This window comes from Lentzea alba, assembly GCF_047445655.1.
Classification (GTDB): domain Bacteria; phylum Actinomycetota; class Actinomycetes; order Mycobacteriales; family Pseudonocardiaceae; genus Lentzea; species Lentzea alba_A.
In genome coordinates this window covers 159,528-180,681 of sequence record NZ_JAJAEG010000021.1, presented here as the reverse complement: position 1 = coordinate 180,681, position 21,154 = coordinate 159,528, and the positions used below count along the sequence as shown (strand labels likewise).

The following is a 21,154-nucleotide window of genomic DNA, read 5'->3' as shown; positions in this document are numbered from 1 at the left end:
TATCGGCACGCTGTTGAGTTCTCAAAGAACACGCGCACACCGCAGCTCATCTCCGCGAGGAGGGAACTTCCGGGGCTGTGTCAGGCTTAGAAGTCTTTCGCCGCGCTCCGTTCCGGTGTTTCCCGGCCCGTTCCGCGCTGGCAGAGAGAAATTTACACGGGCGCCCACCGAGATCCAAATCGGGGGTCACTAACGCAGTAACCGCAGGTCAGGTGCCTCACGAGTGGCCGCAAACCGCCAAGATCGACGCACAGTGTGACCGGGGCCACGTCGACAATCTTGTATCCACCGTCAGCGAGGTGCACTGGGCAGGTGCACGGTGACCGACAAACCACCCGTCGGCACGGCCACTGCCTGCGCAAACCCGCCGTGTGCGGCCACCGCGGCCCGCACGATCGAGAGTCCCAGACCCGTGCCGGACTGGCTGGTGCGGTCCTTGATCCCGCGACGGAACGGCTCGAACAGCTCCTCCACGCGGTCCGGCGCGATGAGCTGACCCGACGACGACACCCGCAGCACGGACCACTGCGGCCCGGTCTCCACCACAGCCTCGATCCACCCGCCGACGTGGTTGTGCCGGACGGCGTTCTCCAGCAGGTTCCCCGCGATCCGCTCCAACAGAGCAGGATCTCCGACCGCCAACGCCGGCGCGCACCGGAAGACAGCGCGCACGTTGCGTGCCTCCGCCTCCGCGCGCACGGCTTTCCACGCGGACTCGACGACAACTGCCAGATCAACCGGCTCACGAACAGCGAGCCCGACACCGTCCGTACGCGCGAGCAGCAGCAGCGCCGACACCAACTGCTCCGCACGCTCCCCCGCCGCACGCACGACGCCGGCCATCCGACGCAGCTCTTCAACGTCGGCATCCGGATCGGACAGAGTCACGTCCAGCTCCGTGCGCACCACCGAGAGAGGAGTGCGCAGTTCGTGCGACGCGTTCGCCACGAACCGACGTTGCGAATCGAAGGCGGCCTCAAGCCGGTCGAGCATCGCGTCGAACGTGTCCGCGAGCTCCGCGACCTCGTCCCGCGGCCCTTCCAGCCGCAACCGCGACCCGAGCGACTCCGCCGACAGCCGGCGCGCGGCACCCGTGACGTCGTGCAGAGGCTTCAGCACCTGGCCGGTGAACGTCCACGCCAGCACCGCGGCGGCGATCACCATGCACGCGAACGCGATCAACCCGGCCCGCAGCAGATCCGAGCGCGCGGCCACCGTCAGCGCGTCCGTCAGCACCGTGACGTCGACGTTGACCCCGTCGACCGTGACCTGGCTGCCGGAGGGGAACGACGGCGACGAGTCGAACACCCGCCCGACCAGCGTCCACCCGAGAAAGAGCAGCACAGCGCTCACCACCGCGACGAGCGCGGTGGTGAGGAGCGTGATCCGGAGACGAAGCCCCGGTCCGCGCCTTCGCACGTGACTAGTCCTCAGCAGATCCGTTCGAAGCACTCGGCACCCGGTAACCGGATCCCACGACGGTGTCGATGATGCCCGGCTCACCCAGCTTCTTGCGCAACGTCATGACGGTGACGCGCACGGTCGTGGTGAACGGGTCGGCGTTCTCGTCCCACACGCGCTCAAGCAGCTCTTCACTGCTCACGACCGAACCCTTGGCCGCGAGCAGCACTTCGAGCACACCGAACTCCTTGCGCGTCAGCTCGATGGGCTGCCCACCGCGTGACACGGTGCGCCGCGCCGGATCGAGCTCAACGTCCTGAGCGGACAGCACGGGCGGTGTCGCCGGAGTCGCGCGCCGAGCCAACGCCCGTACGCGCGCGACCAGCTCGGGGAACGCGAAAGGCTTCGCGAGGTAGTCGTCCGCACCCAGTGACAACCCGGACACGCGATCCTCGATGGACCCGCTCGCCGTCAGCATCATGACCCTGGTCAGCGCACCGGAGCTGAGGATCTCCTTGCACAGCTCGTCGCCGGACATGCCAGGCAGGTCGCGGTCGAGCACGACCACGTCGTACCGCGTGACGGTCGACTTCTCGTGCCCGGTCTCGCCGTCGTAGGCGACGTNGAGGATCTCCTTGCACAGCTCGTCGCCGGACATGCCAGGCAGGTCGCGGTCGAGCACGACCACGTCGTACCGCGTGACGGTCGACTTCTCGTGCCCGGTCTCGCCGTCGTAGGCGACGTCCACGGCCATACCTTCGCGCCTCAGGCCGCGAGCGATCGCGTCGGCCAGAGGCACCTCGTCCTCGACTACCAGAATCCGCACGCCACAAAGGTGCCATACAAGTCTGAGAGAGCCCTTAACGACACCTTCACACGCGCTGTCGGATCTCCTCCTCCGTCCTCACCGCCGCGGCCGTGAGGAAGCGCAGCACCACCGCCAGCTCAGCCTCGTCGAATTCGGCCAGGTCAGCGCGATGACGTTCGTTCAGCGAGTCGTAAAGACCACCGACCCGCCGCACCGCGTCCTCGTCCGGCTCGATGACCACCTTGCGCCGGTCGACCGGGTCCGGCACGCGGCGCACGAACCCCGCCCGCACCAGCCGTTCGATCATCCGCGACGCCGATCCGCTCGTCAGGTTGACGCGGCGTGCCAGCTCACCGGGACTGGCCGGCCCCTGGTTGGCCAGCACGTACAGCGCCTGCAGGTCCGTCCACGTCATCCCGAGCTGCTCGGCGAGCAGGCCGTTGAACTGGATGACCGGGATCTGCCACCGCGCGATGGCCCGCAGGACCTCTTCCGTCATGCCCGAAGAGTACTTGCACCACGCAGTCGCTGCGTCACGCAGTAGTTGCATGCTACGTTTACTGCGTGATGCAGCAAACTTGGTACGACCACCCCGTCTGGATCGTCACCGAACCCGACCTCGCCAGAGCCGTGCTGACGGACAGCCGTTTCGGCAAAGATCCCGCGCTGGCACCGAAGCGCTGGGACGCCCGCACCGCCGGTCTCGAACCCACAGCGGCAGAACAGATGTCCGTGACCACACTCGACGGCGAGCCACACACACGGCTCCGCAAGGCGTTCGCACCGCTCTTCAGCGCGAAGAAGATGCGTGCGTTCTACCCACGCATGCAAGCGATCGCGGCGGAGCTGCTGGGAAAGCTGCCGAACGAGGTCGACCTGATCGACGACTTCACGACCCGATATCCGCTGGCGGTCCTCTGCGAGCTGCTCGGCATCCCCGAACACCACCTCGGCACCGCGATGGACGCCTGCCGCCTGATGCACGTCGACTACCCGGCCAACGTCCCCGCCGCCATGTCCGGTTTCGCCGCCCTGGCAGCGGAAGCGACGGCGGAACTGCGACTGCCGGACGGCAGCACCGAGCGCGATCGCACCTACCAGATCTTCACGATCCTGTTCGCCGGCCAGCTCACCACCGACCTGGCGGCGGGCTTCCTCGTCGCGCGAATCCTCAGCGATACCAACGAATCCGCGGACGAACTGGTCCGGGAGACGCTCCGCGAGCATCCCCCGGCACCGTTCACGCTGTGGCGCTTCACCACCACCGACGTGGAGATCGCGGGCACGAGCCTGCCCAAGGGCTCACCCGTGCTCGTCGACCTGACGCGCGCCCCGGACCTGGTCTTCGGGTACGGCCCGCACTTCTGCATCGGCGCACAACTGGCGCAGCTCGAACTCAAGGCGCTCGCCGAAACGTTCCTGGCCGACTACCCCGACGCGAGCCTCACCGCGCCCCTGACCCACAGCTCTCCCGGCGGAATCATGGGCAGCAGGCTGCACGCGTTGCCGATCAGGCTCGCTTCGGCCGGTCCACCACGACGGTCGTAGCCGTCTGCAGCGCACGGAGCTCCAGCAACGCCGGGTGCTCCTCGGCCAGCCGGGCAGCGTTGAGCAACGACCGCAGCGCAGCCGTCTCGCCCCGAGCCCGCTCCAGCGCGGCGCGCCCCTCGGACGCCGCCACCAGCTCGGCCAGCGCGGCCCGCCGCAGCTCACCCGGCATCACGACATCCCGAACGGCCACCTCGGACACGGAAACACCCAGCTCGGCGGCCCGTCCGGCAACCGCAGCCAGCACCTCGGCCGCGATGGCCTCACGCTCAGGGTCAACGGCAGAGTGCGCGCGCTTGACCACTGCACTGCGCAACGCGAGCTGCACGGCCGTGTAGAGCTCATCCTCAGGTCGGGCAGACGCCACCACGAACGTCGTCGCCGAAGCCACGGCCCACCGCACGACAACGGTCACACGGACCAGCACGCCATCGGCAGTCGGCACGTCCTGCGCGGCCGGAGTCAACGAACGCGGGCGAAGGTCGACGCGGTGCAGCACGACGTGTCGCGGGAACTTGTGCTGACCGGGCTCGACCTCACCCGCCAACACCCCGCGATCGAACCTGACAGCCCGCTCCCACGGGTACAACGTGTGCTTCATCGTCTCCACCCCACAAGATCCACTTGGGCCAGGCAGACCACGACCCCGGCCGGCGGAACACCGCGGCGGGAGTCCACAGGGGACTCGCAAAGCCCGGCGTCCCCGTGTGCGACCGGGGTCGTGGCGTATCAGGGTTTGAACCTGGTGCCTTTACAGCGCCAATGCGTCCGCAGAACGCGGGACCCAGCGAGGAAGACCTGCTGGGCCGCAAGAACGGACGCGAGGTGGAGAGTAGCCGACCTACTTCTCCGCTCGCGCGTCCATTTCGGCCGGCAGGCAGTCCAGGCGCGACGCCCACTCGGTGACCCGGCGCGCCACGTCCTGCGCGGTGATGCCGAGCAGTGCCAGCACCTCGCCACGCGAGCCGTGGTCGTGGAACTGTTGCGGCAGAGCGATGTCGCGCAACGGCACCTCGACGTCGGCATCCCGCAGGGCGGCCGCGAACGACGAACCGAAGCCACCGTGGCGGCCACCGTCCTCAACGGTCACCACGAGCTTGTGCGACGCCGCCATCTCCACGAGGTCAACCGACATCGGGTAGATCCACCGCGGGTCGACGACCGTCACGCCGATGCCCTGGTCCTCCAGCCGTTGCGCGGCCTCAAGACCAAGCTCACCCAACGCGCCGACCGTCACCAACAGCACGTCGTTGCCAGACCGGCGAAGCACGTCCACGGAACCGACGCGCTCCAGAGCCGGCAGGTCCTTGCCGACGGAGGCCTTCGGGTAGCGGATCACCGTCGGCGCGTCCGAGATCGCCACGGCCTCGCGCAGCTCCTCGGCCAGCGTGCCGGCGTCGCGCGGCGCGGCCACGTGGATGCCGGGGACGACACCGCAGATGGACATGTCCCACATGCCGTGGTGCGACGCGCCGTCCGGGCCGGTGACGCCCGAGCGGTCCAGCACGACCGTGACGCCCTGCTTGTGCAGTGCGACGTCCATCAGCAGCTGGTCGAACGCCCGGTTGAGGAACGTCGCGTAGACGGCCACGACCGGGTGCAGCCCGCCGATCGCCAGACCGGCGGCGGAGGTCAGCGCGTGCTGCTCGGCGATGCCGACGTCGAAGAAGCGCGACGGGAACGCCTTGGCGAACGCGTCCAGGCCGGTAGGGCCCTGCATCGCGGCGGTGATGGCGACCACGTCGGAACGCTCGCGGCCGATGTCCACCAGCGCGTCGGAGAACACGTGCGTCCAGGTGCGGCCGGCCGGCTTGACGTCCTCACCGGTGATGGGGTCGATGACGCCCGTGGCGTGCATCTGGTCGGCCTGGTGGTTCTCGGCCGGCGCGAACCCCATGCCCTTGCGGGTCACCGCGTGCACGATCACCGGTCCGCCGAACGACTTCGCGCGCTGCAGAGCGGACTCCAGCGTCGCCATGTCGTGGCCGTCGACCGGGCCGATGTACTTCAGGCCGAGGTCCTCGAACATCGCCTGCGGCGCCAGCGCGTCCTTGATTCCGCGCTTGGCGGCGTGCAGGGCGGCGTACAGCGGCTTGCCGAAGAACGGCGTCTGCTGAAGAGCGCTCTTGCCCTTCTCCAGCACGCGCTCGTAGCCGGGGCGCAGACGCAGCGACGACAGGTGGTCCGCCAGACCACCGATCGTCGGCGAGTACGAGCGGCCGTTGTCGTTGACCACGATCACGACCGGACGCGTCTTGTCCGCCGCGATGTTGTTCAACGCCTCCCAGCACATACCGCCGGTCAACGCGCCGTCACCGACGACCGCGACCACGTGGCCGTGCGCGCCGGTGATCTGCTTCGCCTTCGCCAGGCCGTCGGCGTACGACAGCGCCGTCGAGGCGTGCGAGCTCTCCTGCACGTCGTGCTCGGACTCCGACCGCGACGGGTAGCCCGACATCCCGCCCTGCTGGCGCAGCCGGTCGAAGCCGTCGCGCCGGCCCGTGACGATCTTGTGCACGTACGACTGGTGCCCGGTGTCGTAGACGATCGGGTCCTGCGGCGAGTCGAACACGCGGTGCAGCGCCACGGTCAGCTCGACGACCCCCAGGTTGGGTCCCAGGTGGCCGCCCGTCTTGGACACCTTGTCGACCAGAAAACGCCGGATCTCGCCGCACAGCTGCGTCAGCTGCGCCTCGTCCATCCGTTTCAGATCAGCTGGTCCGTGCACGGACTCCAGCAGGGTCACCACGCCCACCTCACTCCTGAAGACTTCGGCCCAGTCTACGGAGGCTCGACTGAGACGCTGCTTTACCTCGTCTCAGGTACGAGCAACGCGATGCACTCCATGTGATGAGTCATCGGGAACGCGTCGAATGCTCGCAGTTCTTCGAGCCGATACCCCTGAGCTGTGAACTCAGCCAGGTCACGCGCCAACGCGGCAGGGTCGCATGCCACATAAACGACCCGTTCGGGGCGCCGTCGTGCGACTTCAGCCACAACGACCTTCCCGGCGCCCTTTCGCGGTGGGTCGAGAACCACGACGTGAGGGTCCTCAACGGGCAGTTTGCGCGTCACCGCACGCTCCACCTTGTCCACCACCCACTCGATCTGGGACAGGCGGCGAAGGTTGCGCCGGCCGTCCTCCACAGCACCGGGGAAAGACTCCACGACCAGCACTGATCCGGTGTCTCCGACCTGCCGTGCGAGTACCGACGCGAAGAGCCCTGCACCGCCGTAGAGGTCCCACACGCGTTGTCCCGGCTCGGCCGCCGCCCACTCGCCGACGACGGACGCGAACGTGTCCGCAGCCGCCGGGTGCACCTGCCAGAAACCGTCGGCAGAAATTCGCCACTTTCGTTGGGCGGCTGTCTCAACGGCCGTACCGGTTCCGGCGCGTCGCGCGGTGTGTCGGCCGCGCACCTCACCCACATGCAGGTTGCCGTCACCGTCCTGGGTGATCGTCAACTCCTGGGCTCGCCACTTTCGGTCGGCGACCGCCTCGACCATGCCCGGCCGGGAGATCACACAGTGGTCGATCGGGATCACATCGTGGGACCGGGTACCGCGGAAACCCGGCCGCCCGTCACCGTCGACGGCCATCCGGATCCGGGTCCGCCACTCCAGCGGGCCGCCCGGCAGCGCCTCCACGACGACATCGCGCTCGATCTTGCCGAGCCGTGACAGCTGCTCGCGGACGACTTGGGCCTTCAGCTCCCGTTGCGCCTCCCACGACACGTGCTGGAAGTCGCAGCCGCCGCACATCCCCGGTCCGCTGAACGGGCACGGCGGCTCGACGCGGTCCGGTGACGCCTGCAGGATCTCGATGGCGTCCGCACGGCAGAACGACCCGCCGTTGTCCTCGTAGACCGATGCCAGGACACGTTCTCCTGGCAGTGCGTGCCGCACGAACAGAACACGTCCCTCATGGCGTGCAACGAAATGCCCGCCATGGGCAACCGGCCCGATCTCTACTTCGAACTTCTTGCCGATCCAGTTTTCCTTGGCCAAGCTCATCGGTCGTCCAAACCCCTCCGCACGGCACCGGGGGCGATGACGTCCTTGTCCTTGACCTTCACCGAAGACGCGAGCTGCCACGGCACGCTGGTGACCATGACACCCGGCTGGAACAGCAGCCTTCCCTTGAGCCGCAACGCACTCTGGTTGTGCAGCAGCTGCTCCCACCAGTGCCCGACGACGTACTCGGGGATGAACACCGTGACGACGTCGCGCGGGTTGTCGGTCTTGACCCGCTTCACGTAGTCGAGCACGGGCCTGGTGATCTCGCGGTACGGCGACTCGATCACCTTCAGCGGGATCTTGAAGTTCTCCTTCTCCCACTGCGCGACGAGCTTGCGCGTGTCGCCGTCGTCGACGTTGACCGTGACGGCCTCCAGCACGTCCGGCCGCGTGGCCTTGGCGTAGGACAACGCCCGCAGCGTCGGCATGTGCAGTTTGGACACCAGCACCATCGCGTGGTTGCGCGCCGGCATCGTGCGCACCCGCTCCTGCTGACGCAGCTCCTCGGCGACGGTGTCGTAGTGCTTGCGGATCGCCGTCATCAACGCGTAGATGGCGGCCATCGCGGCGATGGCGATCCACGCGCCCTTGGTGAACTTCGTGATGAGCACGATGATCAGCACCGTCGCGGTCATGACGAGACCGAACGTGTTGATCGCCTGCGAGCGGCGCATCCGCTTGCGGGACTCCACGTCCTTCTCGGTCTTCAGCAACCGCTGCCAGTGCTTGATCATGCCGAGCTGGCTCATCGTGAACGACACGAAGACGCCGACGATGTAGAGCTGGATCAGTCTGGTGACCTCGGCGTCGAACGCGATCACCAGCACGATCGCGAACCCGGCGAGGAACACGATGCCGTTGGAGAACGCCAGCCGGTCGCCGCGGGTGTGCAGCTGCCGGGGCAGGTAGCGGTCCTGGGCGAGGATCGAGCCGAGCACCGGGAAACCGTTGAACGCGGTGTTCGCCGCCAGCACCAGGATCAGCGCGGTCACCCCGGTGATGAAGTAGAAGCCGGGCGGGAACGAGTCGAACACGGCGTGTGCGACCTGCGCGACCATCGTCTTCTGCTCGTAACCGGCCGGCGCGTTGGTGATCTGGTGCTGCGGCGACTCCGCCATCCGCACGTCGGTCAGCTGGGCCAGCACGATCAGGCCCATCAGCATCACGACCGCGATACCGCCCATGAGCAGCAGCGTCGTCGCGGCGTTGCGGGACTTGGGCTTGCGGAACGCGGGCACGCCGTTGCTGATCGCCTCGACACCGGTGAGCGCCGCACAGCCCGACGAGAACGCACGCATCACCAGGAACACGAACGCGAGACCCATCAGGTGGTCGCCCTCGGCGTGGATCTCCAGACCGGAGCTCTCGGCGCGCATCTCGTCACCGAGCACGAACCCGCGGAAGAGGCCCCATGCGATCAGGCCGAAGATTCCGATCATGAACGCATAGGTCGGAATGGCGAACGCGGCGCCGGACTCGCGGATGCCCCGCAGGTTGATCGCCGTGAGCACGACGATTGCGGCGACCGCGAACTCGGCCTTGTGGGTCGCGACGAACGGGATCGCCGACCCGATGTTCGCCGCCGCCGCCGAGATCGACACCGCGACCGTGAGGATGTAGTCCACGAGCAGGGCGCTCGCCACTGTGAGCCCTGCTCTGCGTCCCAGGTTGACTGTCGCGACCTCGTAGTCACCGCCGCCCGACGGGTAGGCGTGCACGTTCTGGCGATAGCTGGCGACCACGGTGAGCATGACCACGACGACTGCCACGCCCACCCAAGGCGCCAGCGCGTAGGCGCTCAGACCCGCCACCGACAGCATCAGGAAGATCTCCTCGGGCGCGTAGGCGACCGAGGACATGGCGTCCGAGGCGAAGACCGGGAGGGCTATCCGTTTGGGGAGGAGGGTGTGCGAGAGACGATCGCTGCGGAACGGCCTGCCGACCAGGAGGCGTTTGGCAGCGGTGGCGAGCTTGGACACGGAGGGAGCGTAAGGGGTCCACTCACCGGGACGGGCTAATGCTGGGTAGGTTCTGCGGTGAGTTCGCCTGAGGAGGCATGTCGTGCACGTGGTGATCATGGGATGTGGCCGGGTGGGAGCCTCCCTGGCCAAGGCCCTCGAGCGACTCGACCACCAGGTCGCCGTGATCGACAAGGACCCGCAGTCGTTCCGCCGGCTCGGCAGCGACTTCCACGGCCAGCAGGTCGTCGGCAACGGGTTCGACCGCAACGTCCTGATCGAGGCGGGCGTCGAGCGCGCGGGCGCGTTCGCGGCGGTCTCCAGCGGTGACAACTCGAACATCATCTCGGCGCGGGTGGCGCGGGAGACGTTCGGCGTCGAGCACGTCGTCGCCCGCATCTACGACCACAAGCGCGCCGCCGTGTACGAGCGCCTGGGCATCCCGACCGTGGCGACCGTGCCGTGGTCGACGGACCGGTTCCTGCGCATGCTGCTGCCCGAGGGTGCCGCGACCGCGTGGCGCGACCCGTCCGGCACGGTCGCGGTGCTGCCGATCGAGGTCTCCGAGGACTGGGTCGGGCGTTCCGTGTTCGAGCTGGAAGGCGCGATCGGCGCGCGCGTGGCGTTCCTCATGCGGTTCGGCACCGGTGTGCTGCCGGACGCGAAGACCGTCGTGCAGGCCGACGACACCATCTACGTGGCGGCGCTGTCCGGCACGATCACCGACGTCGCGGCGGCGGCGCTGCAGGCACCGGAGGAGAGCTGATGCGGGTCGCGATCGCGGGTGCGGGCGCGGTGGGGCGGTCCATCGCGCAGGAGCTCGTGCAGGACGGGCACCAGGTCATGCTGATCGAACGGGACCGGGCGCACTTCGACCCCAACTCCGTCGAGCAGGCCGAGTGGGTCCAGGCCGACGCGTGCGAATTGTCCTCTTTGGAGGACGCCGGCATGCAGCTGTGCGACGTCGTGATCGCCGCGACCGGTGACGACAAGGTCAACCTCGTGGTGTCGCTGCTGGCGAAGACGGAGTTCGCGGTCCGCCGCGTCATCGCGCGTGTGAACGACCCGACGAACGAATGGCTCTTCACCGAGTCGTGGGGCGTGGATGTGGCCGTGTCGACGCCACGGCTGCTCGCCGCGATGGTCGAGGAGTCCGTGACGATCGGCGACGTCGTGCGGCTGCTGACGCTGCGCCAGGGCCAGGCGAACCTGGTGGAGATCACGCTCGACGAGTCGACGCCGTTCGCCGGCCGGGCCGTCTCCGAGCTCACGCTCCCCCGCGACGCCGCGCTGGTGACGATCCTGCGCGGCGGGCGGGTCATCGTGCCGCAGCCGGACGACACGCTCGAAGGCGGCGATGAGCTGCTGTTCGTCACCACCGCCGCCGTCGAGCAGGAGATCAAGTCCGCGCTGGGTTATTAGGCCCACCACTTCTGGTTCAGGCCGCCGTGGCAGTCGTAAAGCTGCACTGCCGCGCCGTTCCACCAGTTGCCGGCCGAGATGTCCACGCAGCGGTTGCCGGACAGCCACGACCGGATCCGGCCGATCTCGTAGTCGTGCGAGGCCGGGCGGTAGAAGATCTGGTGGGCAACGTTCGCCACGCAGTCGTAGATCTGCAGGTGGGCGCCGTTGTCACCGTTGCCCCAGGCGGCGGTGAGGCATCTGCCGCCGTCGGCGTTGCGCAGGCGTCCCGCGTCCCAGTACCAGCGCTGGGTCGGGGCGTTCTGGCAGTCGACCATGATGACCCCGGCGCCGTTCTGGCCGGTGGCGGCGGTCATGCACCGGCCGTTGAACTTCGACTGGACGTAGTACCCCGTCTGCGCGCCCGCCGAGGCCGACGTGCTGACGAGCAGGCCGCCCGAGACGAGGGCGAGCGAGGCCAGGAGCGCGATCTTGCGCACGAAAGGTTTCATGCCACGTCGATGCGCACGGTTCGGGGCCTGATACAGCTCTCCTCGTGCCGAACTTCGGCACCCAGGACATCCTTTGAGGGCGCTGACGCGTGGTCATCAGCAAGGGCATGCTCAACTTGTCCGGTATCTGCACAACGGAAACGAGCACTTACTAGCTGTGAGCGATCAGTTGCCCCTGGTCGGGCGCGAGGGAGAGCTGCGGGCCGCGTTGCGGGCGCTGGCCGTGGACGGCGTGGTGCTGTTGTCCGGACCTCCGGGCGTCGGCAAGACACGCCTGGCCGCGGAGGTGCTCGCCGCTGTGCCGCACCCCGTGGTGCGTTGTTACGCGACGGTCGCCACCTCACGGATCCCGCTCGGCGCGTTCGCGTCGCACGTCCCGAGTGATCTGCCTGCCGGTGCGGCGGGTCCCGGTCTGCTGCCCGCCTCGTCGGTGCGGGCCGCCGCGGAGCACCTCGCGCGTGGCGGACGGCGGGTGTTGTCGGTCGATGACGCCCATCTGCTCGACGACACGTCGTTGTTGGTGTTGCAGCACGTCGTGCGCCACAAGCTGACGCGGGTCATCTGCACGGCGCGCGCGGGCTGGCACATGGAAGGCCTGACGGTTGTCCACGTCGACGCGCTCGATCAGGAGCGCGCGGACACGTTGCTGGCGACGGCGCTCGGCGGGCCGGCGGACGCGTCGACCCGGCACCTGGTGTGGGCGAACAGCCAGGGAAACCCGTTGTACCTCAAGGAACTCGTGGCTGCGGGGTTGCACTCGGGCGCGCTCACCGAGACCCAGGGCGGCTGGAACTGGAGCGGGCCGCTGGAGCTGTCCGGCCGGCTCGCCGAGCTCGTCGACCTGACGCTGGGGCGCCTCGCCGATCCGCAACGGCGGGCGCTGGAGCTGCTGGCGTACGGCGAGCCGCTCGAACCGGAGCTGATGCCGGTGCCGCACGAACTCGTCGACATGGGGTTCGTGCGCATCGGTGACGACGGACGCGCGCGCGTCGCGCACCCCCTCTACAGCGCGCGCCTGCGGGCGACATGTCCCACGCTGAGAGCCAGAGCGCACCGAAGAGCGCTCGCCGACCGGCTCGAAGCGGGCGGCGCGGACCGGCCCGGTGACGCGGTGCGCGTCGCGACGTGGCGGCTGGACAGCGGCACGGCGGAATCTCCGGACGTGCTCGCGCGGGCCGCTGAGCAGGCACTGTCCGCACAGGACTGGGAACTCGCCGAACGACTCTCGCGCGCGGCTGTTGCCCGTGGCGCGACATCACGCGTGGGGCTCGTGCTCGGCCTCGTGCTGATGTACCAGCGCCAGTGCGCACAGGCCGAGGAAGTGCTCGCCGAGACCATGGCGGCGGGCGGCGACATGCTCACCGTGATCCAGGTGGGCTGTACGCGCGCGTTCAACCTGTTCTTCGGCCTCGGTGACGAGGACGCGGCGGTCGCGGTGCTCGACGAGGTCACCGAGCAGGAGCTGCCGCCGGAGCTGGAACACGCGGTGCTGTTCTTCGCGCTGACGTTCGCGCTGGAGGCCGCACCGCTGCGGATCGCGCGGCTCGGCGGTGAGCTGCTGATCGCCGAGGGCGGCTGGGCGGCCACGGCGGGACGGCAGGTGCTGGCGTTCGCCGACCAGTTCGCGGGCCGCTACACCGAGGCCATCGCGCGCATCGACGAGAACCACGAGGCGGTCATGGCGACGGCCGGGCGGTTCCCGTCGCTGATGAACGCGGCGAACGGCGTGCGCAACGAGAGCATCCTGCGCTGCGGTGACCTGGCGGGTGCCGAGGCGCGGGCCAAGCAGGCGCTGGCCGAGGTGATCGAGGAGGACCGCTGGTCGGTCACCCAGGTGCCACCGCGGGTTCTGCTCAGCCAGAGCGCGCGGTTCCGCGGGCAGGCGGCGGCGGCCGTGCGGATCACGGCGGAGGGCATCCCGGAGTCGGGCGCACTGCCGATGGTCTGGGACGTGTTGCTGCTGGCCGAGTTCGCCGCGGGCGCCGCGCTGCTGGGTCAGTCAGACAGGGCGGAACGGGCGTTGGCGCGCGCTGAGGCCGGATTGCGGCCCGCGTGGCGTATCGCGCAGTTCGCCGTGGGAGCCGCACGGTCGTGGGTGCTTGCGGGCGCTGGGCGCGTGAACGAGGCGATGCAGGCCGCGCTGGACAACGCCGCCACCGCACGCGCACACGGCGCGCACTCCGAGGAGATCGTGTCGCTGCACGACGCGGCACGGTTCGGTGCGGACACCTCGCCTCGGTTGCTGGAGCTGGCGAAGTCGCGCAAGGACGCGCTGACGACCGCGTACGCCTCACACGCCCAGGCGCGCGCGTTGCGTGACCCGGCGGGGCTGGAGGAGGCGGCGGCGGCGTTCACGGCGTGCGGTGCGACGTTGTACGCGGCTGAGGCGCTCGCGGAGGCCAGCCGGCTCTCCCGGCTGCACGACCGGCCCCGGGAAGCGGACCGGCTGGAGCGGCAGGCGTCGTCGCTCGCGGAGACGTTCGACGGCGCGACGACGCCCGGTCTGGTCGTGACGAGCACGCTCGCCGCGTTGACGCCGCGTCAGCTGGAGATCGCGCGTCTGGCCGTGGCGGGGCTGACGAACGTGGAGATCGCAGAACGGCTCGCGATCGCGAAACGCACGGTGGACAACCATCTGCACACGACCTACGCCGCAGTGGGTGTGACCGGACGAGGCGGGTTGCGAGAGCTGTTCGGCCAGGCCTGATGAGCACCCTTTCGTGCCCATCGTTTTCGGACCCGCACAAAACGATGTGCGCTCTTGGCGAAGAGTTCGGCAGACTGCGCGTTGTGTGGCCGTTCGTGGGCAGGGTGCGGGAGCTCAGCGACGTGATGTCCGCGCTCACCGAACCGAACGGGAAGGGCGCCGCGCTCGTCGGTCCCGCCGGGGTGGGCAAAACCCGGCTCACGGACGAGGTCGTGGCGCTGCTGGAGCAGACCGGGTGCACCGTGCGGCGCTGCTACGCGACCGTGGCGACGTCAACGATCCCGTTCGGGGCTCTCGCCGCGATGCTGCCTGCCGACATGCGCACGGCCAATCCGCTCGGTCGCGCTGTTGAGCATCTTCTGGCTGAAGCACGGCCGTTGGCCATCGTGGTGGACGACGCGCACTTGTTGGACGACGCGTCGATCGGGTTGCTGCATCACGTCATCCGACACGGGCACGCGCGCGTGCTGGTGACTTCGCGACCGGGTGAACGCGCCGAGCTGTGGCAGGAAGGTCTGCTGCAGCGCTACCCGCTGGGTGACCTGTCCCGGGCCGAGTCCGACGAGCTGCTGGAACGAGCGCTGGACGGGCCGGTCGACACGCGTTCGGCGTCGTTGCTGTGGTCGGCCAGCGCGGGAAACCCGTTGTACCTCAGGGAACTCGTGGTGTCCGGGCGTGCGGTCGGGTCGTTGCGCGTGGTCGAGGGCATCTGGTCGTGGCACGGCGCGATCGAGCTGGGCGGGCGGCTCGGTGAGCTGGTGCAGGAGAACCTCGGGCGGCTGGAGCCGTCGCACCGGCACGCCCTGGAGCTGCTCGCCTATTCGGAACCGGTGGAGCTGGACCTGCTGGCGTCGCTGGTGCAGGAGGAGGCGCTCGACGACCTGGAGACCCGTGCGTTGATCCGGGTCGAGGCGTCGGGGCGGCGGACCGTGGTGCGGCTCGGGCATCCGTTGTACGGCAGCCTGTTGCGCGCCAACTGCCCTCCCGTGCGCGCGCAGTCGCACCAACGCGCGTTGGCCGCCGGTCTGGAGGCGACGGGCGCGCGTCGTCGTGAGGATCTGATGCGCATCGCCACGTGGCGTCTGGACGGTGGCTCGCCGATCTCGCTGGACCTCCTGGCCGCCGCCGCCGAACAGGCCTGGGCCGCCCGCGACGTGACGCTCGCCGAACGCCTGTGCCGCGCCGCCGTCGACGCCGGCGGGCTGGACCTGGTCGCGCACGTGTTCGCCCAGGTGCTGATGCACGGCCGCGCACCGGATCAGGCCGAGGCCACGCTGGCGGACGTGATGAGCGGACCGCTGTCGGCCGCGGACCTGAGCAGCCTCGCCGTCACCAGGTCCATGAACCTGTACTTCGCGCTGGGCGACGCCGACGCGGCCGCCGCGGTGCTCGACCGCGTGGACGTGCCGGAGCTCCCGGACGAGCCGCGAGACCTGCTCAAGGTCGTCCGGGCGTTGCAGAACGCCCACCACCGCCACGTGGACGAGGTGCTGGAGAGCACTTACGAGCCCGTGGTGCCGCCGCTGTCCGTCCACATGCGACTGGTCAGGTCGTTGTGCCTCGTGCACGCGGGCCGGTACCGCGAGGTCGGCGAGGAGATCGACCGCTACGACGCGGAAGTTCTGGCGTTGCACGGCGACACTCCCCCACCGGATCACGGTGCGTTGCGCGTGCGCTGCTTCGCACTGGCGCACGGCGGCCATCTCGCCGAAGCGGAGAGTCTCGCGTTGACGACGCTCGAAATGTCGTTCGACGAGTTGGCTTTCATCGGCCCGACGTCGATCTACAGCGTGTTGTCGTTCTGTGCGCGCATGCGCGGCCACGGCGCCCAGGCCCTGCGCCTGGCTCGCGAAGGCAGTGCGAAGACCGAGGAACAGCCGCTGATCTTCGACACGATCGCGCTCGCGAGTCTCGCCTCCGCCGCGGCGCTCTGCGGCGACGCCGACCTGGCCCACGACGCCCTGGCGCGCGCCGAAAAGGCCCGCCGACCGGCCTGGCGCTGGACCGGCCTCTCGGTGTCGCTGGCGCGCTCCTGGGTGCTGGCCGCAGCGGGCGACGTCCGCGGCGCCGCCAACTCGGCGATGGCGGCGGCCGACGAGTGCGCCGAACTGGGCGCACTGGGCAGCGAGGCCCAGGCCCTGCACGACGCGGCGCGTTTCGGCGTTGACACGTCGCTGCGCCTGGCGGCCCTCACGTCCACGATGGACGGCCCGCTGCCCCTGGCCTACGCGGCACACGCGACCGCCCTCGCGCACGCCGCACCGACCGTCCTGGAGGCCGTGGCGGCCGATTTCCTGCGGATGGGCGCCACCCTGTACGCCGCGGAGGCCCTCGCTTCCGCCGCCCGCCTGCACCGCACCCAGGGCAACATCCGCGCCGCCTCCCAGGCCTCAGCGCGCCAGGCGTTGCTGATGCGCGAGTTCGACGGCGTGCGCACGCCCGCTCTGCGCGTGGACGGCCTGACCCACCTGACCCGGCGCCAGGTCGAGGTGGCGCGGCTCGCGACGTCCGGGCTCACGAACCAGCAGATCGCGGAGAAGCTGCACACGTCGAAACGCACCGTCGACAACCACCTGCATGCGATATATGGCGTACTGGGTGTGACGGGGCGCGATGAGCTTCGAACGGTGCTCGGTCCCTCCTGAGCACGGTTAACATGCCCGCGGCAACGTTCCGCAGACCTGGGGGCAAGATGAAATCATCGTGGTACAGACGCGCGTTCATCAGCGTGTTCGCAGCCGCCGCACTCGTCCTCGCCGGCACTTCCGCAGTCGGCGCCGCCACCGTCGAAACGCCCTACGGCGCGATCGTCGGCAAGGGCGACAAGTGCATCGACAACCCCAACGGCTACATCGCGAACGGCAACAAGACGCAGTACCTCGGCTGCAACGGCACCGACGGGCAGCGCTGGTCGTTCCGCGCCGACCAGACGATCCAGATGCGGCAGCGGTGCCTCGACGTCGCCGGCGGAGGCACCGAGAACGGCACCAAGATCCAGATCATGGACTGCAACGGCACCGCGGCCCAGTCGTTCCGAGTCGGCTCCGACGGCTCCCCGCAGCTCCGTGTCCTGGGCAAGTGCGTGGACGTGCAGGACGAAGTCAACGCCAACGGCGCGAAGGTCCAGCTGTGGGACTGCAACAGTTCGCTGGGCCAGGCCTTCGCGTGGAACTCGACGACCCGTGCGTATCGCCCGTTCGGCGAGATCGGCCGCTGCCTCGACGTGCCAGGGGCCATGGTGAACGACGGCGTGCAGCTGCAGCTCTTCGACTGCAACGGCACCGCCGCCCAGAGGTTCTCCTACGTCACGAGCATCCACGGCAGCCCCATCTTCACCGAGCCCCGCTGCCTCACCGCCTCGGGTGGCGGCACGGCCGACGGCACAGACATCGAGATCTTCGACTGCTCCGGCGACCCGAGTCAGCGCTGGGTGCCGGGCGACGACGGGACGATCGTGAACCCGGCTTCCGGCAAGTGCCTCGAACTGCGTGACGGCCTCACCGCCGACGGCACGCCGCTGCAGCTCTTCTCCTGCAACGGCACGGACGCGCAGAAGTGGAAGATCCCGGTCTGACGGTCAGCAGATCGTGCGCAACGCCTCGGACAACCGCTTGACGGTGTCCGAGGCGGCGGCCGCGTCGGCAGGAGAAGTCCAGCCCTGACCCCACGACTCGGTCACGATCGGGAGCGCCGCGGCGGCCAGCTCAGCCAATCGCGGCACCTCCGCGGCCGGCACCTCCGGACTGCCGGTGACGATCACGGCGACCGCCGCGACGACCTCATCGGCGAAGACCTCCCGGCCGACGCTCTCCGGGTCGGCGATCGGCAGGCGAAGCAGTGCGGCGAGTACCTCCGCCCGGTTCTGCGGCGCGCGCGAGGCGAGATCTTCCAGCAGGTCCTGGGCGCCGTCGCTGTCGAACGGGCCGACGCCGAACGTGCCCAAGGAGGCCTCCTCAGCCGGAAAGGGACGCGGCCGACGCCCTGGGGGTGGCGCCGGCCGCGAGTCTCCAGGGAGCGATCAGTCTCTGGACTCGTCGCGCGACTCCGTGTCGACGACGCGCCTGAGCTCGCCTATGTCCGGAGTCAACACGGCATCGGCCGTTCGAGCCAGAACCTGCTCCTCAGCGAGCTTGGCCGAAGCGGCCATCTCTGGACTTGTCGCGCGACTCCGTGTCCACGACGCGCTTGAGCTCGCCCATGTCCGGAGTCAGCAGGTCATCAGCCGTGTGAGCCAGGACCGCCTCCTCGGCAAGCCCGGCCGCGGCAGCCGTGGTCTGAAAAGGGACGCGGCCGACGCCCTGGGGGTGGCGCCGGCCGCGAGTCTCCAGGGAGCGATCAGTCTCTGGACTTGTCGCGCGACTCCGTGTCGACGACGCGCTTGAGCTCGTCCATGTCAGGCGTCAGCAGGTCGTCGGCCGTGCGGGCCAGGACCGTCTCCTCGGCGAGCTTGGCCGCGGCGGCTTCCTCCGCCGCCTTCAGGCGCTTGTCGGCGCGGCGGACCGCCCAGACCGTCGCCAGCAGGGCGATGGCCATCAGCGGGTAGCCCATGGCGAGGCGGGCGACGGCGAGCCAGCCGACCTGGTCCTCGTCGTAGAGCCAGCGCTGCACCACGAAGCGGGCGAAGAAGACGAGGGCCCACACGAAGGTCGCGATGTCGTAGTCGCGGACGGTGGCCTTGTCGGCGCGCCACGAGCGGTCTCTGCCGTTGAGGAACGTCCAGATCACGCCGGCGAGCGGCCAGCGGAGCACGATGGACAGCAGGAACGCGCTGCCGTAGACGATGCTCTGCCAGATGCCGAAGAGGAAGAAGCCCTTGGCCTCGCCGGTCTTGTAGGCGATGAACGCGGCGATGCCCACGCCGAACACGGCGGAGATCGCGGGCTGGACCGTGCCCTTGCGGACGGCCAGGACCACGCCGATCACCACGGCGGAGGCGAGGGCGCTGATGATCGCGGCCATCAGGTTCTTGGCGGCGAAGTTGACGATGACGAAGACGACGACGGGCAGCGACGAGTAGAGCATTCCGCTCACGCCGCCCATCTGCTCGAGGACGGTGGGCTGCTGTTCTTCGGTCTTGGCTGAGGTCATGAAGCGTTCTGCAACTCGTAATAGGGGTTGTAGAGCACCTTGCGCCCGTCGCGCACGGCGATGCGGCCTCGGGCCTTGATCGTCCGACCAGGCTCGATACCGGCGATGCGACGGCGGCCGAGCCAGACGAGGGTCACGCCCTCGGTGCCGTCGTAGAGCTCGGCTTCCAGTGTGGCGGCCGCGTCCTTCGGCGAGAGCTCCACGCTGCGGAGCCTGCCCAGGACGGTGACCTCCTCACCGGACTTGCAGTCGCAGGCCTTCACCGCGCCGACGGCCTCCGCTTTTCGCGAGAGGTCGTCCGCGTCGAGCTCGGCGACGTCGCTGGTCAAGCGACGCACCAAGCGGCGCCAATAGCCGCTCATCCCCGACTCCTGCATTGCTCAGGTGGCCCAGTGGTGTGGACCGTCTACGAGTGAGGGTACGCAGGAGGACCGACAATCTCGGGCGTGCCTGTCGAGACTGTCCTCCTGCTGCCCGGAACCGCCTCGGACGACGTATTTGTCCGTTCTGTCTTCACCGAACCGTTGTCGCAGGTCGGCGCCGATTTCCTGGCTCCAAGCGCCCGCACCATCAGTGAACGGTTGACGGCGCTCGACAGTGCCTTCACAGGCCACCCGATCGTGGTGGGCGGCGTCTCACTTGGCGCGCACCAGGCAGCGTCGTGGGCGGTGCGGAACCCGGACAAGTGCGCGGGCCTGATCCTCGCCCTGCCCGCGTGGACCGGCGAAGCACAGAACGCCCCAGCCGCCCAAGCGGCCAGGGCCAGCGCGGAGATCGTCAGAAACCAAGGCCTCGACACGGCCATCTCCGGCACGACGGGCTGGCTGCACGACGAACTGGCCAGGGCGTGGCGCGGCTACGGCGACCTGCTCGTGCCCCACCTCGAAGAAGCCGCGGAACACCCGGCACCCACGCTCGACGAGCTGAAAACCCTCGACCTGCCAACGGGAATCGTCGGGTGCACCGATGATCCGGTGCACCCGATCGCAACAGCACGAGCGTGGGCCGAAGCCATCCCCAATGCCGTGCTCAAGACCACGACGTTGAGCAACTACCCGCACGCGCTCGCACAAGCGGTGCAGGCCTGGCAGGAAGCGCGTCAGCCCTGCTGCTGAATGTGCCGGGCGATGGCCTCGGGCAGTTCGACGGGCAGCGGGGTGCGGGGCGGCATCGGCTGCTCACCGCGCACGACGACAGTGCCGCGCAGCATCTGCCGCAGCGCCTCGCTGTTCTGCGCGAAGTGCTCCTCGGGGCCGGCCGCGACACCGCGCAGCATCCAGCGCGGGCCGTCGACGCCGACGAAGAGGATCTGCACGCCCTGGTTGCGCGCGGTGATCTCCTCGCCCCACTCGCCGTTCTCGCGGTTGATGCGGGCGCCGTCCTCCTTGAGGCCGTCGATCAGCTCGGCGCCGACCTCCTTCCAGAGGCCACCCGACTTCGGCGCGGCGAACGCGCTGACCGTCAGCTGCCCAACGGGCGTGAGGACGTGCACCGCGCGCACGGAACCGCTCTGCTGGTCCATCTCGACCTGCAGCTGGGCCTCGTCCGGCATCGGCAGGAGCACCGATCCCAGGTCGAGCCGCTGCACATCGTCACGGGGCGCCACCGTCGAGTCCCACGGGCCCTCGACGTCGTCGAAGACCTCGTCGTGCTCCGGACCGGTGTCGACCGCCCCCGCGGAGTGACGACCGCGCTTGCGGCGCCTACCGAACAT

19 protein-coding genes are annotated in these 21,154 nt (G+C 69.2%); 7 read left to right on the top strand and 12 right to left on the bottom strand.

Annotated elements, in window-relative coordinates; translation table 11 throughout:
* Positions 1-291: 291 nt before the first annotated feature.
* The 3 genes from LFM09_RS31970 to LFM09_RS31960 all read right to left on the bottom strand — a co-directional run bounded on the left by LFM09_RS31970 (position 292) and on the right by LFM09_RS31960 (position 2,708).
* Complete coding sequence (locus LFM09_RS31970) at positions 292-1,419, bottom strand: sensor histidine kinase (protein ID WP_414100294.1); 1,128 nt, start codon at positions 1,417-1,419, stop codon at positions 292-294.
* Between the two features lie 4 nt (positions 1,420-1,423).
* Entirely contained in the window at positions 1,424-2,227 is an 804-nt protein-coding gene (locus LFM09_RS31965; RefSeq protein WP_414100293.1) for a response regulator transcription factor, read from the bottom strand.
* Between the two features lie 46 nt (positions 2,228-2,273).
* Entirely contained in the window at positions 2,274-2,708 is a 435-nt protein-coding gene (locus LFM09_RS31960) for a MarR family winged helix-turn-helix transcriptional regulator (protein WP_414100292.1), read from the bottom strand.
* Between the two features lie 68 nt (positions 2,709-2,776).
* Between LFM09_RS31960 and LFM09_RS31955 the strand changes: the two genes are divergently transcribed.
* A complete protein-coding gene (locus LFM09_RS31955) occupies positions 2,777-3,757 on the top strand; it encodes a cytochrome P450 (protein ID WP_414100300.1) in 981 nt (326 codons plus the stop codon).
* Here LFM09_RS31955 and LFM09_RS31950 read toward each other — a convergent pair.
* From LFM09_RS31950 to LFM09_RS31935, 4 genes are all read right to left on the bottom strand, one after another.
* Entirely contained in the window at positions 3,720-4,358 is a 639-nt protein-coding gene (locus tag LFM09_RS31950) for an SPFH domain-containing protein (protein WP_414100291.1), read from the bottom strand. The genes LFM09_RS31955 and LFM09_RS31950 overlap by 38 nt on opposite strands.
* 240 nt (positions 4,359-4,598) lie before the next feature.
* Entirely contained in the window at positions 4,599-6,503 is a 1,905-nt protein-coding gene (dxs, locus tag LFM09_RS31945; protein WP_414100290.1) for a 1-deoxy-D-xylulose-5-phosphate synthase, read from the bottom strand.
* Positions 6,504-6,565: 62 nt separating this feature from the next.
* Positions 6,566-7,771, bottom strand: coding sequence for a class I SAM-dependent RNA methyltransferase (locus LFM09_RS31940; protein WP_414100289.1), 1,206 nt, complete (start codon positions 7,769-7,771; stop codon positions 6,566-6,568).
* Positions 7,768-9,753: an APC family permease gene (locus LFM09_RS31935; protein ID WP_414100288.1), complete on the bottom strand. Its 1,986-nt coding sequence runs from the start codon at positions 9,751-9,753 to the stop codon at positions 7,768-7,770. Before LFM09_RS31935 ends, LFM09_RS31940 begins: the two co-directional genes overlap by 4 nt.
* Positions 9,754-9,835: 82 nt before the next feature.
* Between LFM09_RS31935 and LFM09_RS31930 the strand changes: the two genes are divergently transcribed.
* Both LFM09_RS31930 and LFM09_RS31925 read left to right on the top strand, forming a co-directional pair.
* Positions 9,836-10,498 (top strand): potassium channel family protein, encoded by a 663-nt coding sequence (locus LFM09_RS31930; RefSeq protein ID WP_414100287.1) that lies wholly within the window; start codon positions 9,836-9,838, stop codon positions 10,496-10,498.
* Complete coding sequence (locus LFM09_RS31925) at positions 10,498-11,154, top strand: potassium channel family protein (RefSeq protein ID WP_414100286.1); 657 nt, start codon at positions 10,498-10,500, stop codon at positions 11,152-11,154. The genes LFM09_RS31930 and LFM09_RS31925 overlap by 1 nt, the downstream gene beginning before the upstream one ends.
* On the opposite strand, the gene LFM09_RS31920 is transcribed toward LFM09_RS31925, so the two are convergent.
* Complete coding sequence (locus tag LFM09_RS31920) at positions 11,151-11,645, bottom strand: RICIN domain-containing protein (protein ID WP_414100285.1); 495 nt, start codon at positions 11,643-11,645, stop codon at positions 11,151-11,153. The two genes, LFM09_RS31925 and LFM09_RS31920, sit on opposite strands and share 4 nt — an antisense overlap.
* Positions 11,646-11,802: 157 nt before the next feature.
* On the opposite strand from LFM09_RS31920, the gene LFM09_RS31915 reads away from it, so the two are divergent.
* The 3 genes from LFM09_RS31915 to LFM09_RS31905 all read left to right on the top strand — a co-directional run bounded on the left by LFM09_RS31915 (position 11,803) and on the right by LFM09_RS31905 (position 17,926).
* Positions 11,803-14,352: an AAA family ATPase gene (locus tag LFM09_RS31915; RefSeq protein ID WP_414100284.1), complete on the top strand. Its 2,550-nt coding sequence runs from the start codon at positions 11,803-11,805 to the stop codon at positions 14,350-14,352.
* An 83-nt stretch (positions 14,353-14,435) separates the two neighbouring features.
* Complete coding sequence (locus LFM09_RS31910; protein WP_414100283.1) at positions 14,436-16,997, top strand: LuxR C-terminal-related transcriptional regulator; 2,562 nt, start codon at positions 14,436-14,438, stop codon at positions 16,995-16,997.
* Positions 16,998-17,044: 47 nt separating this feature from the next.
* Positions 17,045-17,926 (top strand): RICIN domain-containing protein, encoded by an 882-nt coding sequence (locus LFM09_RS31905; RefSeq protein WP_414100282.1) that lies wholly within the window; start codon positions 17,045-17,047, stop codon positions 17,924-17,926.
* Positions 17,927-17,929: 3 nt separating this feature from the next.
* Here LFM09_RS31905 and LFM09_RS31900 read toward each other — a convergent pair whose 3' ends face one another.
* The 3 genes from LFM09_RS31900 to LFM09_RS31890 all read right to left on the bottom strand — a co-directional run bounded on the left by LFM09_RS31900 (position 17,930) and on the right by LFM09_RS31890 (position 19,802).
* The gene (locus tag LFM09_RS31900; RefSeq protein WP_414100281.1) at positions 17,930-18,295 is read right to left on the bottom strand and encodes a DUF4259 domain-containing protein; all 366 of its coding nucleotides are present in this window, start codon (positions 18,293-18,295) and stop codon (positions 17,930-17,932) included.
* A 392-nt stretch (positions 18,296-18,687) separates the two neighbouring features.
* Positions 18,688-19,440, bottom strand: coding sequence for a DUF3159 domain-containing protein (locus tag LFM09_RS31895; RefSeq protein WP_414100280.1), 753 nt, complete (start codon positions 19,438-19,440; stop codon positions 18,688-18,690).
* A complete protein-coding gene (locus tag LFM09_RS31890) occupies positions 19,437-19,802 on the bottom strand; it encodes an OB-fold nucleic acid binding domain-containing protein (protein WP_414100279.1) in 366 nt (121 codons plus the stop codon). Before LFM09_RS31890 ends, LFM09_RS31895 begins: the two co-directional genes overlap by 4 nt.
* A gap of 84 nt (positions 19,803-19,886) precedes the next feature.
* Here LFM09_RS31890 and LFM09_RS31885 point away from each other — a divergent pair, with 84 nt between their 5' ends.
* Positions 19,887-20,555, top strand: coding sequence for an alpha/beta fold hydrolase (locus tag LFM09_RS31885; RefSeq protein WP_414100278.1), 669 nt, complete (start codon positions 19,887-19,889; stop codon positions 20,553-20,555).
* Here LFM09_RS31885 and LFM09_RS31880 read toward each other — a convergent pair.
* Complete coding sequence (locus LFM09_RS31880; RefSeq protein WP_414100277.1) at positions 20,540-21,154, bottom strand: DUF3710 domain-containing protein; 615 nt, start codon at positions 21,152-21,154, stop codon at positions 20,540-20,542. The genes LFM09_RS31885 and LFM09_RS31880 overlap by 16 nt on opposite strands.